Origin of the sequence: Micromonospora sp. KC606 (assembly GCF_004348675.1) — a bacterium.
Lineage (GTDB): Bacteria > Actinomycetota > Actinomycetes > Mycobacteriales > Micromonosporaceae > Micromonospora.
Window position 1 is genome coordinate 18,585 of sequence record NZ_SMKN01000018.1, and the last position, 13,218, is coordinate 31,802.

At 70.0% G+C, this 13,218-nt stretch carries 15 protein-coding genes; 5 read left to right on the top strand and 10 right to left on the bottom strand.

The features are described from left to right. Window positions 1-4: 4 nt before the first annotated feature. Genes E1193_RS07060 through E1193_RS07095 form a run of 8 tightly spaced genes read right to left on the bottom strand, consistent with a single transcriptional unit; the run spans window position 5 to window position 7,110 of the window. Complete coding sequence (locus E1193_RS07060; protein ID WP_132181395.1) at window positions 5-979, bottom strand: hypothetical protein; 975 nt, start codon at window positions 977-979, stop codon at window positions 5-7. Next, window positions 976-1,692 (bottom strand): SDR family oxidoreductase, encoded by a 717-nt coding sequence (locus tag E1193_RS07065; protein WP_132181397.1) that lies wholly within the window; start codon window positions 1,690-1,692, stop codon window positions 976-978. The genes E1193_RS07060 and E1193_RS07065 overlap by 4 nt, the downstream gene beginning before the upstream one ends. Next, window positions 1,689-2,405, bottom strand: a complete 717-nt coding sequence (locus E1193_RS07070) for an HAD hydrolase-like protein (protein ID WP_132181399.1) — start codon at window positions 2,403-2,405, stop codon at window positions 1,689-1,691. The genes E1193_RS07065 and E1193_RS07070 overlap by 4 nt, the downstream gene beginning before the upstream one ends. Continuing rightward, window positions 2,398-3,396: a hypothetical protein gene (locus tag E1193_RS07075; RefSeq protein ID WP_165945668.1), complete on the bottom strand. Its 999-nt coding sequence runs from the start codon at window positions 3,394-3,396 to the stop codon at window positions 2,398-2,400. Before E1193_RS07075 ends, E1193_RS07070 begins: the two co-directional genes overlap by 8 nt. 1 nt (window position 3,397) lies before the next feature. Next, on the bottom strand, window positions 3,398-3,784 hold the full coding sequence (locus tag E1193_RS07080; protein ID WP_132181403.1) for an L-rhamnose mutarotase: 387 nt from the start codon (window positions 3,782-3,784) through the stop codon (window positions 3,398-3,400). After that, a complete protein-coding gene (locus tag E1193_RS07085; protein WP_132181405.1) occupies window positions 3,781-4,698 on the bottom strand; it encodes a dihydrodipicolinate synthase family protein in 918 nt (305 codons plus the stop codon). The genes E1193_RS07080 and E1193_RS07085 overlap by 4 nt, the downstream gene beginning before the upstream one ends. Continuing rightward, window positions 4,695-5,777 (bottom strand): FAD-binding oxidoreductase, encoded by a 1,083-nt coding sequence (locus E1193_RS07090; protein ID WP_132181407.1) that lies wholly within the window; start codon window positions 5,775-5,777, stop codon window positions 4,695-4,697. Before E1193_RS07090 ends, E1193_RS07085 begins: the two co-directional genes overlap by 4 nt. Further along, the gene (locus E1193_RS07095; protein WP_243707349.1) at window positions 5,770-7,110 is read right to left on the bottom strand and encodes a SidA/IucD/PvdA family monooxygenase; all 1,341 of its coding nucleotides are present in this window, start codon (window positions 7,108-7,110) and stop codon (window positions 5,770-5,772) included. Before E1193_RS07095 ends, E1193_RS07090 begins: the two co-directional genes overlap by 8 nt. 472 nt (window positions 7,111-7,582) lie before the next feature. On the opposite strand from E1193_RS07095, the gene E1193_RS07100 reads away from it, so the two are divergent. From E1193_RS07100 to E1193_RS07120, 5 genes are all read left to right on the top strand, one after another. After that, window positions 7,583-8,164: a cupin gene (locus E1193_RS07100; RefSeq protein WP_132181411.1), complete on the top strand. Its 582-nt coding sequence runs from the start codon at window positions 7,583-7,585 to the stop codon at window positions 8,162-8,164. Then, complete coding sequence (locus tag E1193_RS07105) at window positions 8,161-10,080, top strand: FAD-dependent oxidoreductase (protein ID WP_132181413.1); 1,920 nt, start codon at window positions 8,161-8,163, stop codon at window positions 10,078-10,080. The genes E1193_RS07100 and E1193_RS07105 overlap by 4 nt, the downstream gene beginning before the upstream one ends. Continuing rightward, entirely contained in the window at window positions 10,077-10,451 is a 375-nt protein-coding gene (locus E1193_RS07110) for a hypothetical protein (RefSeq protein ID WP_132181415.1), read from the top strand. The genes E1193_RS07105 and E1193_RS07110 overlap by 4 nt, the downstream gene beginning before the upstream one ends. After that, entirely contained in the window at window positions 10,400-10,915 is a 516-nt protein-coding gene (locus E1193_RS07115; protein WP_132181417.1) for a hypothetical protein, read from the top strand. The genes E1193_RS07110 and E1193_RS07115 overlap by 52 nt, the downstream gene beginning before the upstream one ends. 383 nt (window positions 10,916-11,298) lie before the next feature. After that, window positions 11,299-11,976: a pyridoxamine 5'-phosphate oxidase family protein gene (locus E1193_RS07120; protein WP_132181419.1), complete on the top strand. Its 678-nt coding sequence runs from the start codon at window positions 11,299-11,301 to the stop codon at window positions 11,974-11,976. 33 nt (window positions 11,977-12,009) lie between these two features. Here the strand turns inward: E1193_RS07120 and E1193_RS32975 are convergent, their stop codons facing one another. Together E1193_RS32975 and E1193_RS07130 are read right to left on the bottom strand one after the other, a co-directional pair. Then, window positions 12,010-12,411 (bottom strand): hypothetical protein, encoded by a 402-nt coding sequence (locus tag E1193_RS32975; protein WP_243707350.1) that lies wholly within the window; start codon window positions 12,409-12,411, stop codon window positions 12,010-12,012. A gap of 265 nt (window positions 12,412-12,676) precedes the next feature. After that, the gene (locus tag E1193_RS07130) at window positions 12,677-13,126 is read right to left on the bottom strand and encodes a hypothetical protein (RefSeq protein WP_207922605.1); all 450 of its coding nucleotides are present in this window, start codon (window positions 13,124-13,126) and stop codon (window positions 12,677-12,679) included. Window positions 13,127-13,218: the final 92 nt, after the last annotated feature.

Sequence of the window (13,218 nt, forward strand, 5' to 3'; positions counted from 1 at the left end):
GATGTCACCCTTCGTCCGCGACCTGGAAGATCCCCTGGCCATTACGGGTCTGGTAGTAGGCGATGTCGGAGCGAATGACGGCTTCCTCGTCCGCGCGCAGCAGCAGGGTCGCGACCGGGGACTCCCCGGAGTCCGCCACCGTCAGCCGGTCGCCGGGGGTCGGCATGTGCCAGATACGCCGGAAGCTGGGCCGGGCGCACAGCTCGTCGAGCCCGGCGATGGCCACCAGCCGCCCGGCCCGGCGCACGATGAACGAGTAGTCTGCGGCATAGCCGGGTGCGGGCCGGCGGCCGGTGATGATCGCCTCCGCCGGGTCGCCGACGGCGAGGGCCGCAGCCTGGTCGATGGTGCCCAGTTCGCGGCACAGCGTCGATAATGGCTCGCCGGCCACCCTCGGCGAGCATTTCACCAGGCGTACGGTGCCGTCGGCAACGACCACGGCCTCGAAGTGCACCGGCCCCCAGGCTATCCTGGCGACCCGGACGAACTCTTGCAGCGACTTGTTGAGCAGCTCGAACACGGTTGTGCCCGGCCACACGTTGAGGACGCTGGTCAGCCGGATCCGGTTGTCCTCCTCGATCTCGCCGCATTCCCAGCAGTCGGTCAGGTGCAGCCGGCCGGCGACGACCACACCGTTGGCGAAGTGCGGCGTGCCGGGTACCCAGGGGTGGGCGAGTACCGGCCCGCCGTCGCGCCAAAGACCGGCCAGCAGCCGCTCGGGCGGGGGTGCTCCGGGTTCGCTTACGATCGCCGATCCGACCCCTGCGCTGCTTGCAGGCCGCAGGATCAGCCGTTCCCGGTCGAGCCGCAGCGAGACCGGCTGGTCATGCACGGTGCTGGCGAAGGCGAGCCCGGCGGCCACCGCCAGGTGCGCCTGGTCGACCTTGCTGCTCAGGCGTTCGGTGAGCGGGGTGCCGGAGGAGTCAACGGCGACCTTCTGTTCGCGGCACAGGTCCGGCATCCCGGTGAGCGTGCTCATGCCGGCTCGAAGTGGAACTCGCGGATGAAGCAGTCGCGCGGCTGACCGACTGCGAAGGTGATGCAGGCCAGCAGCGACTGCGCGGTGAGCCGATCCTTGGCGGTCCGGGACGCGGTCGTCCACTCCGGAGTGGTGGGGTCGATGTTGTCGAAGTCTGGCGGGTACAGCGAGATGACGCGTACGCCCTGGGGCCGCAGCCGGTGCGCGAGTGTGCCCGTGAAGGCCGCCTGCGCGCCCTTGGCCGCGTAGAACGCGGGGTGACCTGTGCAACCGTGGAAGTTGGGCAGCGCCGCCGCCGAGATGAGGTTGACGATGTCGGGCCGTTCGGAGCGGACGAGCAGCGGCAGGAAGTACTTGACCATCAGCACCGTCCCAGCGCCGCCGGAGGTCACCGTGTCGATGATCTCCTGATCGTCGGCGTCGGCGAGGTCGGCGCCCTCCAGCCAGCCGGCGCCGTTGTTGAGCAGCACGTCAACGCCGTCGGTGCGCTCGGCGACCTGGTCGGCGAAGTCGCGGATCGAGGCCGGCTCGGTCAGGTCGCAGCGGAAGGCGTGCACCTGCTCGTGGCCCCGCTCGCGGATGAGATCGCGGGTGCGGCGGGCCGCGCCGAGGTCCCGCGCGGACAGGAAGACCTCGTAGCCCAGGCCGGCGAAGTGGATGGCGGCGCTGCGCCCGAAGTCGCGGGCTGCGCCGGTGATGACGATCGAGCTCATTGTCGTATCCCCTCCCGCAGGGATCGGGATTCCAGTTGGTGGTAGCCGGTGTCCGGGGTCAGGTCCTCGGCCCAGAAGTGCGATTCGGCGGCGTCCGCCGGCAGCTCGCGGACGCCCCGAGGGTCAAGCGCGTAGCGGGTCACGAAGACGAAACCAGTCTTCGCGCGCAACGCGGAGGCCCGGTCCTGTGAGCTGTCCCCGACGAGTACCTTCCGGGCGCCGGGGATTTCCCGCAGCCGCTCGTGCTTGGGTCGTTCCCCACCGAGCACCTGCCCCAGGTACGGGCGCAGGCCGTTGACCGTGAGCACCTGCTCCGCCTCGGTCGTGGCCGTGCCGGTCGCGACGGCCATCGGCACGCCGCGGACGGCCAGGCCGTGCAGCATGGCCGACGCCCCGCGGCAGAGCGGGGCCGTCGGGTAGATCTCGGCCAGCAGCGCCGCGTAGCGACCGGCATAGGTCCGGTAGAACCGGTCGAAGTCGCCGGTACGCCCCAGGTGCTCGGCGTACAGGCTGGCGAAGTGTTCCCGCCGGGTCCGGCCGAAGGTGCACCGGAACTGGTCGAGGAACGGCCGCACCACGTTCGGGTCGAGGTCGGCGAGTGCCTTGGTCAGCGCTGCAATCTTGAGTTCGTTGGAGTCGACGACGACCCCGTCGAGGTCGAAGACGACGGTGTCGTACCCGGCGAGCAGGTCGATCAGGGTGTGCTCAGGCATGGGCCAGCACGTGGCGCAGCCGGTCCGCGGAGAACTTCGCCGCACCGTCCCGGCCGAGTTCCCGGAGAATGCGCATCTTGCCGGTCACGTCGATCGACGCGTCCTGCTCGAGGTGCTGCACATAGCTGGGGTGGATCTCGCGAAGCCCGGCGAGCGCGTAGTAGACGTTCGCGCCCCAGCCGTGCTTCTGCTGCAGCGGGATCATGAACCGGGCGACGAAGTCGAACAGCGGCTCGACGTCGATGGTCGGGCGCAGCACCGGCAGCAGTTGTTCCATCCGGGCGTTGCCGGCGCCCCGGCCCATGCCGCTCATGGTGGCGTCAGCCCAGGTGGCGCCCGCGTCGAGCACAGAGAGGGTGTTGTGCAACGCCAGGCCCTGGTTCTCGTGGGCGTGAAAGCCGATCGGCGCGGTGACCGCCTCGGCGAACAGCCGGGTGAGCAGGCGGGTCCGCGCCGGCAGCAGCGAACCGAGCGAGTCGGCCAGGTAGAGCGCCTCCAACCCGTCCATCCGGCGAACAGCGTCGAGCACCGTGTGCAACTCGGTCTCGGTGGCCAGGCCGATCTGCATGAGGTTCACACAGACCCGGAAGCCCGCGGCACGCAGGCCGTCGACGAGTTCGACGGCCTGCTCGGCCAGCCGGAACGACACCGCGATCCGCACGATCTCGACGGGCAGAGGGCTGCCGGCGAGCCGGTCTCGCACCACGTCGCCGGTGTCCGCTCGGCCGAGGAAGTCGGCGCCGTCCACCATGACGGCGAACCGCGGACCGCCCTGCCGCGGCAGCACGGCGGCCAGGTGCCGGTTCAGCCCGGCTGGCAGGTTGCCGAACGGGCCCGAGCCGCTGGGTTCCGGGCGGACGTAACCGAGTTCCACGACGTCGATGCCGGTCGCCACACAGGCCGCGAGGTACGCCTCGACCAGGTCCTCGGTGAAGTTCCAGTTGGTGTAGTAGCCGCCGTCGCGCAGGGTGCAGTCGAGGATCGTCGGCACGTCACTCCTCGTCCAGATCGGGCAGCGTGCCGGTGTGGTCCACGTGGTGGATGCGCTTCATCGGCGCCCACTGGGTCGGGCCGGGATGGTCGATGCGCACCAGCAGGGAGTTGTCGCCGCTGTGCATGAGGTCGTCCCACTCCTGCACGCGCGGGTCGAGCGTGTTGGCCCGGGGGAAGTCGCGGTTCGGGTCGAAGTCGTCGTCGGCCTCGATGTACATGAACAACGTCAGCGGCTCGATGAAGAAGATCTGCAGCTTGCGTACGCCGATGGTGTCCAGCGCGCCGCCCGGCCCGACGATCTCCGGCCACACCTTGCGGTGCATTTCCTTGTACTGCTGCGCGGCCTTGTCGTCGCGCAGCCGGATCGTGAAGGCGTGGTTCTTCACAGGTTGAACTCCTTTGCTAGGGCCAACAACTTGTCGTAGGTGTGATCCACTTCGGTCCGGGTTTCCTCGTCAAGGTGGAAGTCGACGGGACCGCGGACGTGGCACGTGCTGATCAAGCCGCGCCGGTGCAGGAAATGCTTGGCGATCGTCACGTAGCAGTCGACGCTGTTCATCATCTGGCACATGAGGTAGGCGAGCGGGTGGCCGAGGCGTTCGGCGTTCGCGCGGTCGCCCGCCTCGAGCAGCTTCCACAGCGCCACCACGATTTCGGCGATCTCGGTGGCCGGGATCGTCCCAGTGAGTCCCCGCCGATGGCAGTCGAGCAGCATCATGCCGCCGTCGCCCTCGAAGATCCGGGCCCGGCCGCCGGTCGCGGCGCGCAACTGGCTGACCCGGGGCGGGGTCGGCGAGGCCTCCGGTTTGAACATCACCCGGTCCGGCCCGAACCGGTCCAGCAGCCGGGCCTGGGGGGCGATGCCGAGCGGCTGTTTGGCGAGCGACTTCGCGTGGTGGATCAGCACCGGGATGTCCACCGACGCGATGACGGCCGCGAAGTAGGAGTACATCTCGTCGTCGTCGAGAGCGAGCGTCGCCGGGTGCATGAGCAGCAGGGCATCCACCCCGGCCGACTCGGCGTGCCGGGAGAACTCGATGGCGGCCTCGGCGCTTTCCGCGCCGGTGCTCATCACCGATACTCCCCGGCCGGCCGCGCCCTTGGCGCACAGCTCGGCTACCCGGAACCGTTCCGCCGTGGTCAGGCGCAGCACTTCGGACACCTGGCCGACGACGAAGCCGTCGCAGCCCACGTCGAACATGTGCCGGGTTTGCCGCAGGAAGTCGTCCTCGTGCAGAGCTCCCGACTCGGTGTAGGGCATCAGCACCACCGGGAGCACGCCCCGGATCTGGCTTGTCATCGTGCAACGCTCCCTCTTGTCGTGGTGAGGACGCCGGCCAGGACGCGGGCTGTCTCGTCGGCAACCCAGGGTCCGAGCCGGATGCCGGCGCCGTTGAGGCCGGCTGCGGTGATCAGGGCGGGAAAGCCGGGCACCGACCGGGCGGGCAGGGTGCGGCCGGCGGTGTAACACTCGGCGGAACGGACCCCGCCGTGCGGCCGGACGCCGCTCGTCCAGGCGAACCGGGCGGCACCGGCCCGCAGCGTCCGCACGGTCTGCGCGGCGTCCAGGGGCTGCGGGCCGCACGGTGCGTCCCGCAACCCGGTGGGATGTCCCAGGTAGACCGAGCCGCTCGCCGGATCGCCCCGCCCGTGCAGGTCGTAGAGGTCGTCGATGAAGGCGGGATGGCCGGTCACTCCGCCGACGGCGCAGAGGTCGACCTGAATCACCCGAGTGTGCAGGTCGTGTTCGACGCCGAGCGCGTCGAGCAACGGTGCGGTACGGGCTCCGGCAGCCAGGACCACGGCGTCCGCGTCGAGCACACCTGCGGTCGTGCGGACCCCTGTGATCTGTGCGCCGTCGCGTTCGACGGCGTGAACCTCCGTGCCCTCCCAGACCTGCCCGCCGGCAGCCCGACCCGCCGCGACCACCGCCTGGACCATGGCCACCGGTGCGACGTAACCAGATGCGGGTTCCCACACCGCGCCGGGTGACGTGTCGGCGAGGAGGTGACCGAAGCGGGCCCGCAGCAGGTCCGGGGTCAGCCAGGTGACGGGCAGTTCCCGGGACAGCTCACCGGCCAGGTGCCGAGCGGCCGGGGCGCGGTCGAGCGCCGGGAAGTAGAGGAAGCCGGCCGGCTGGAACCGCACCCCGGACCCGGGCTGCCTGGCGAGTTGCCGGAAGAACCGCCAGCCGATCGCGTTGCGCCAGGCCGTCTCAGGGTCGTCGTCGAAGCAGCGGACCACACCGCCCGACACACCGGTCGCCCCCATGCCCAGCCGGTGCCGTTCGAGCAGGTGGACGTCGGCGCCGCTGAGGGAGAGCCGGTGGAAGACGAGTGCGCCGACCAGGCCACCGCCGACCACCGCGACCCTAGGCATGCCCGCCGCCCGTGTTGCTGAGGCTCATCGTGCGCAGCTCGCCGAAGCGGGCCGACGCGGTGATCGAGGCGAGGATCTCGCCGGCCCGCACGGCCGAGTTGGACAGTAGCGACGCGGTGATTCCGTGCGTGTGTTCGGTGCCGCCCTGCAGGTAGATCCCACCGGTCGCAGGGACCCGCAGCCGCAGCCGGTAGTCGCGGTCGACTACGGGGCGGCCCGCGGTGTCCCGAACGACCAGGTCGGCGACCCCACCGAGCAGCGGTGTGTGGTCCGGCGGTCGGTATCCGGTGGCGAACACGACGGCGTCCGCCTCGATCGTGCTGATGGTGCCGTCGAGCTGGTGCGCGACGCGCACGACGACCGTGTCGTCCCGCTCGTCCAGGCTGGCGATCCGCGACGCCTTGAGGAACCGCAGGCGCTCGTGGCCGTTGACCCGTTCCTGGTAGTGGCGGCGGTAAAGCTCGTCGATCAGCTCCAGGTCCACGACCGAGTAGTTGGTGTTGGCGTGGTACTTCAGCAGGCGCTGTTTGGTCTCGTCGTCGGCGGCGAAGAAGTCGTCGACCGCCGCCGGGTCGAAGATCCGGTTCGCGAACGGGCTGTCGTCCGCGGGTGAGAAGCCGTACCGCGCGAAGACTAGGTTGATCTCGGCGGTGCCGAACGTGCGGTGCAGGTATTCGGCCGTCTCGGCGGCACTCTGCCCGGCACCGACCACGACCAGCCGGCGCGGTGCGGTGTCGTGCAGCGGCCCGGTGCGGTAGAGCAGCTCGTGGTTGTGCCACACCCGGGGACCCGGTTGCACCCCGTCGGGCATCCGGGGCCGCAGCCCGGTGGCCAGGACCAGGTTGCGGGCCGGCAGCGGCCGGTCGGGCGAGCGCCGGGTGTGCACCGCGAAGTGCGCGATCCGGTCGCCCGCCCAGACGGGTTCGATGTGGGTGACTGCGCACTCATACGTCACCAGGTGTTCGAGCCGGGCGGCGGCCCAGGCGAAGTAGTCGTGGAACTCGGTCCGCGACGGATAGAGCTCCTTGTGGTTGATGAAGTCGATGAGCCGGCCCTTCTCGTGCAGATACGAGAGAAAGCTGTACGCGCTGCTCGGGTCGCGGAGGGTGACCAGATCCTTGAGGAACGACACCTGCATCGTCGCTCCGTCGATCAGCATGCCCTCGTGCCAGCGGAACGCCGGCTTCGACTCCAGGAAGGCCGCCGCCAGTGCGTGCTCGTGCTCGTGCTCCGCAACCGCGACGGCCAGCGCCAGGTTGGACGGCCCGAACCCGATGCCGATCAGGTCGCGCAGGTACCCTCGCTGCTCGATGAGCCCTTCATCAACGATCAAGGCACTTCCCTTCAGGATTGCGGTCGGCGCACGGTGCATCGCTGGCTGCATGAGCGGTTGAAGCAGCAAGGGGACTCGATTTTCACGCCATCAAAATGGTCAAATATTGGCACTCAACAATGAGAATTCATCGTGTGGGAAGAGCTGGAAATCGCTTTTTTGGCGGTGCCACGACGGAGCATACGGGCCCACATCGGAGGGTAACAACCTAACTACCTAGTGGCGTACGTCACAGTGATTGGCATCCACCTTGCGGATAACCTTCGATGCATGGGCGGGCCCGGAGGACGATATGGATAACCTTGTTTTCCCAGCTCAGGGGTTAGTTGGCTGATCGTTCAGGCATACCTGTGTCCGTAGTGGACACCTTCGAAGACTCGATCTTTGCGCACTTGCGGATCATGCATTCGCGCAGGTAATTCACGCATTCCATTCATGCCTAAATCGCCGAACGACCCGGAGGGTCATCCACATGACGTTGCTGCGGGAACTCTCCAGCGTCAACCAGAATGTCGTGCTTTTTGCCAGTGAGGATCCGACGGAAATCACCGCCCGCCTGGCCGTGAACGGTGTGCTCTTCGAACGCTGGACATCGCCGGGACTGCCACCGGACGCCTCCGACGAGGCGATCCTCGCCGGGTACGAGCGGGACACCGCGCGCCTCAACCACGATGGCAGATTCCGAGCGATCGAGATGGTCCGGATGGACCCGGTCGACGACCAGGAATGGCGCGACCGCGCGCACGAGTCGCGCGAGAAGTACCTGAACGAGCACACCCACACCGACGACGAGGTGTGGTTCTTCGTGACCGGCCGGGCCTGCTTCTACCTCCATTTCGGCGACGTCGTGCAGATCGTCGTCTGCGGGCCGGGCGACCTGCTCTCCGTGCCGGTCGGCACCCGGCACTGGTTCGACATGGGACCGCGTCCCGAGTTCTGCGCGATCCGCTTCTACGAGGAGCCGTCCGACGTGTGGGTCGGCGAGTTCACCGGTGACCCGATCGCCGCCCGGATGCCGCGGGTGCTCGACGAACTGGCCGAGCCACAACCGTGAACCTGCCCCGGATCGCCGTCGTCGGACCGTTTTCCGGACCGCGGGCGGCATGGGGATCGCTCCTACGCGACGCTGCGGTCCGCTACGCCACCCCGGAGGTCGCCACCACCTACTTCGACGACGAAGGTGACGCGGAGACCGCCGTCCGGCGCGCCCGGCAGATCAGCCGGGACGGCGCCGTCCGGGCGGTCATTGGACACTTCAACAGCGCCGGGGCCGCCCGCGCGCTGCCGATCTACGCCGCCGCGCGGCTGCCGGTGATCCTACCGCTGGCCTCGGCGGCCGGGGTACTCGACGGGGCCGGCGGTTGGGCCCTGCGCTGGTGCCTGGACGATCGCGCCCAGGCGGATACGCTCGCCGACGCCGTCCGGGCCCGCGGGCACCGGTCCTGGACGGTGCGCGACGACGGCTCGGCGTACGGGCGGGGACTGGCCCGTCTCGTGCGGGCAGCGCTGCCGGCGGCCGTTGGGGAGCCCACTGCCACGGTCATCTGCGGAACGCACCACGGGGTCGCCAGCGCGCTGGTAGCCGAGCCGCACCACGGCGAACTGTTCTGCACCGACGACTGCGACGTGCCGGAATTCGTCACGATCGCCGGGCCGGCCGTCGCCGACGGCCTGGTGGCCCGGGTGTCCGGCGGCCCACAGCGGGTCGTCGACGACGCTTTCCGCGCCCTAATCGACACCCTCGCCGAGCAGCCGTTAGTGTCCGGAAAGGATCTGCTCGGCGCTGTGCGGGCGGCCAGCCGGATCACGTTCACCGAACAGGGCGAGCCCGCCGACGGTCCGCCTTGGCAGGTGGTGCCCTTGGTCACCAGGCCGGCCTCGCGCACCCGGCATCGTTCCCCCGACCGGTTCGACGTCGCGGTGGTCGGCGCCGGCATCGTCGGCGCCGGGGTGGCCGCCCGGCTGGCCGAGGCCGGCCTCTCGGTGGTCTGCTTCGACAAGGGTCCCGGCGCCACGATGAACTCCGGCGCACTGGTCCGCGCCTTCGAGACCAGCCCAGTCATGCGCGCCCTCGCGGTACGCAGCAGCCGGCTGGTCTGGGCCGACGAACGGGCCGCACGGGAGTACGGATTCCGCCGCACCGGTTCGCTCGTGCTGCTCGGCGACGCCGACCTCGCCACCGCGGCGGACTCCCTCGGCGAACTGGCACAGGCCGGCCTTCTCGCCCGGCTCCTGCCCCCGCGGGAGATCGCCGGCCGCTGGCCCAGCATGTCGCTCGACGGCGTCGCGGCCGGTCTGTGGGAGCCAGGCGGCGGATACGCCACCCCGGCGGCGGCCATCGTGTCGCTGCTGGACCGAATGCGCCGGGCCGGCGCCCTGATGCTGACCGACCGCCGAGTCGGCCGGGTCGAGCGGGCGTCCGGCGCCGAGGCCCGACTGATCACCGATTGCGGCACGGTCAACGCCCGGGCCGTGGTCCTGGCCGCCGGGGCGGGCACCCCGGCGCTGCTCGGCGCGGCCGGTGCCGGCCTGCGCAGCAAACGCATCACCTACGCGCTGTTCGGCTACTCTGGCCCGCCGCTGCCGACGGTCGTCGACCTGGTCACCGGTGTCTGGGGCCGTCCGGCTCCCGATCAGTCGTTCCTCGCCGGATCGCCTTTCGAGGACTGGGACGTGCCGGCGGACGGCTCCTCCGACGTACCGGCATCGCGGATAGCCGCCCTGCGCAGGGAGACCTCGCGACGCTGGCCGTGGCTGCGCACGGCGCCGCTGCGGTCCGCCACCCAGGGCGTCGACCTGTACCGGCCGGATGCGCCGTTGCAGGGCCTCACCTCCACCGACCCGGTGACCGTGGTGGCCGCGGGCTGGTCTGGCGGGGGCTTCAAGACTGCGCCGGCCGCGGCCGAGAACGCGGCGCGGCTGGTCGCCGATCTCATCGGCGCCGGCGCCCTACCCGAAGGGATCGCATGAACGACATCCGCGCCGGCCTAGCCGGCCTGCCGCGGTCGACGGCCGGGTTCGGGCCCGACATGGAACGCGCGCAAGAGGTTCTCCTGTCCGGGCACAGCCGGGAGGCGAAATGGGCGGCGCTGCTGACCTGGCTGGCGGCCGGCCAGCCGTGCGTGTTCGGGCGGATCGCGGCCCGGTCCGGCGCCGAACCCGAACTCGAAGTCTGCGTGGTCGACGCCGACGACCTGGAGCGTGGCTGGGAGCACGTCACCGGCGTGGTGCAGCACGTGCGGCACCGGTGGAAGAGCAACGCGATGGGCGGGCGACCAGCAGTCTGCAGGTGTTGTTCAGCTGCCCGGAGCTGGCCCACGCCGCACCCGGCCCGTCGATGATCGACGTCCCGTGCCAGCTCGTCGAGGTTTACCTGCCGGAACGTCCCCGATCCGGACTGGCACCCCTGTACCTCGACTCCGTCCCGCTGCGCCGGCCCAACGGAAGCGTCGAGATGTTCCTGGCCAACGTAACGGTCTTCTTCACCGGCGCGCATCGCACCGCCTTCCACGACCATCGGGCGCCCGGCGGCGTGCTGCTCAACATCAACGCGATCGGGCATCACACCGCCGCGACGATCGACAGCGGGCGGTACGGTAGCCCCGCCGCCGTGCTGGACCGGATGCACACTACCGCGCTGCGCAGCGTTGGCAGCGGCGGACTCGGCGACCCGCACCAGCCGGGCAGCACCTGGCACCTGGACAAAGGACGGCGATCCGCTGCCGCCGCACCCGGCCGGGCCGCCCGCCCAGATCCCCGACGGGGCGGACCCGCAACAACGGTACGGCGGCCGCTACCACGTTGACGTTGCCGTGCCGAGCCTGTTCGCCGATCCGGCTCCTATGACCGGATCGCACGGCGGGCGGGCGGATGGACCAACATGCTCGACTACTTCACCGAGGACCGGCTCCCGCCGTACCGCCATCCGGCTCTCATGCACGGGCGCCCGGTCAGTGCCGAACACGCGTATACCAATCTGTGGCCGTCGCAGCCACGTCCGCCGGAAATCAGGGCCTTCTGACGTGGACAGCAAGCCGATCCGTCAGCTGCTCAGCCGGGCGACTACGTCGATGTGCTCGGCACCGGGGCGTACAAGGCGTCGTACTCCTCGGCCGGGTTCAACGGCTTCGCGCCGATGTGCACGGCGCCGGATATGCTGTCCACCGCCCAGCTACGTCGGAGAGTGCGATGACTGACCGTCCCCTGTCGTTGTCGGCCACCTCCCGCACGCGGTTGCGGCGGATGAAAGAGAAAGGACGGACCCGGCCAGAAGACCTGTTCGCCGTGCTACGGGCCGGGTTCGTCGCGCATCTCGGCGTCGTCGTCGACGGTCACCCGATGGTCGTGCCGACCGTGTACGGGTTCGACGAGGAGAACATCTTCTTCCACGGTTCGGTGGCCAGCCGTAGTCTCACCACGGATGCGGAGGTCTGCCTGACGGTGACCCTGCTGGAAGGCCTGGTCCTGGCCCGCTCCGTCTTCGAGCACGGCATCAACTACCACAGCGCGATGATCTACGGCACCCCGCGTACAGCCACCGGCGACGACGCGAAGTTGTACGGCCTGCGGCTGCTCACCGAGCACGTCGCTCCCGGCCAATGGGACTACGTCCGGCAGCCGTCCCGCAAGGAACTGGCCGCGACGGCACTGCTGTCGCTGTCGCTGGCCGAGGCGTCCGTCAAGATCCGTACTGGTCCGCCGGACGACGGTGACAGCCCCGACGCGGAACTCGGGCTGTGGGCCGGTGAACTCCCGGTGGTCCCGCGCTGGGATCAGCCCGTGCCGGACCCGGCCCTGCCCCGTCCGGTACCCGCGCTGCCCGCCCACATCGCCGGCCTGGTCGGCCGCCGCCTGAATCGCGGCTGACCCGCCGCCGGTCGAGACCGGCCGGTACCGTGATCAGCGAACGCCGCCGATCGTCGCCGCCTGTGGAGGCACCGGGGCCAGCACCGGCGGGGTGCCCACCCGGCGCACGTGCCGGATCGCGACGGTGCCGTCCCAGCGGGGTTCGCCTTCCTCACCGAGCGCCTGCCACAGGCGCGTCGCGAAGTCCGGCATGATCGGCGCGGCGAGCTGTGCCAGCAGGCGGACGGCACCGACCTGAACCGCCAGAGCCGCTGCGGCCTCGTGGCTGCCGGGCGCGTCGGCGAACAGCCGGGCGTGCGCGCCCGCGTGGTCGGCGCCGAGCCGTACCACCTCGGCGAGCAGCAGGCAGGAGGGCCGGTGAGAACTTGGCCGCGGTGTACGCCCGCAGGCATTTCCCCGCAATCCGGTCCAGCCGGTCGAGGAACCGCTGATCACCCGGCCCGGGCTCGGCAACCGGCGCGACCACCCCGTCGTGGTGGGTGTTCAACAGTGTGAACAGAACGCCCAGCCACGCGTTCCAGCTGCCCGCGAGTTCCCCGTCCACGACTGCGGTGAAGCCGTGCCAGGTGAACGTGGTCCGCCGCTGCTCCGGCCGTTGCCTGCCAAGGACAAACCGGACGGCGGCGGCCGGCACCTGTTCGAGCAGATCCTTGGCCCAGATCGCGTGTCCCGGCTGGTCGAGAACTTGGCCGTCTTAGATTCAGACGATCAACGCAAACGGCCTGCGGGGCCCATCAACGCGGTGGTAAGACGTACAGTGATACGACGTGTAGCGGGAGAGCTCGAACAGATAGCGGTAGCATCGCGTAGCCTGACCGGCAGAGTTACCGAGGTCGCCGAAGGAAACCACCGACTGCTCGGCCACCGTCACAACGAACCGGACGTCGATGATGGCCTGCTCACTTCCGGCGGTTCGACCCGACCAGCCCAACGGCTCACGTCGGTCGGTCGAGCCGCCGCCCTCCACCTCTTTGGAGATCTCGGTCGCGGCGATGTACTCGGCGTCCCGAACCCGGTTGCGGTAACCGAGGTCGTCATCGAGGAGGGCCGCTTCGGTGGCTGCGATGTCCCACGCCAGCGAGTCGCCGTCGCGGTAATCCGAGCATCCGGTCAGTACCAGGCAGGCCACCGTCACCGCCACGCCGGTCAACGGCGGGGCCCCACCACGCCGGCGTGCGCCGCGAGCTCTCGCCAGTCGTCGCGCCGTGGCCGGCGATTCAGGTGTCGACATCCGTATCCCCG

What these genes read in the sequence shown, in the direction of transcription:
- E1193_RS07120 (WP_132181419.1), top strand. Translation starts at nt 11,299, where the DNA reads ATGACTGACCGTCCCCTGTCGTTGTCGGCCACCTCCCGCACGCGGTTG.
- E1193_RS07100 (WP_132181411.1), top strand. Translation starts at nt 7,583, where the DNA reads ATGACGTTGCTGCGGGAACTCTCCAGCGTCAACCAGAATGTCGTGCTT.
- E1193_RS07090 (WP_132181407.1), bottom strand. Translation starts at nt 5,777, where the DNA reads ATGCCTAGGGTCGCGGTGGTCGGCGGTGGCCTGGTCGGCGCACTCGTC.
- E1193_RS07070 (WP_132181399.1), bottom strand. Translation starts at nt 2,405, where the DNA reads ATGCCTGAGCACACCCTGATCGACCTGCTCGCCGGGTACGACACCGTC.
- E1193_RS07110 (WP_132181415.1), top strand. Translation starts at nt 10,077, where the DNA reads ATGAACGACATCCGCGCCGGCCTAGCCGGCCTGCCGCGGTCGACGGCC.
- E1193_RS07065 (WP_132181397.1), bottom strand. Translation starts at nt 1,692, where the DNA reads ATGAGCTCGATCGTCATCACCGGCGCAGCCCGCGACTTCGGGCGCAGC.
- E1193_RS07085 (WP_132181405.1), bottom strand. Translation starts at nt 4,698, where the DNA reads ATGACAAGCCAGATCCGGGGCGTGCTCCCGGTGGTGCTGATGCCCTAC.
- E1193_RS07060 (WP_132181395.1), bottom strand. Translation starts at nt 979, where the DNA reads ATGAGCACGCTCACCGGGATGCCGGACCTGTGCCGCGAACAGAAGGTC.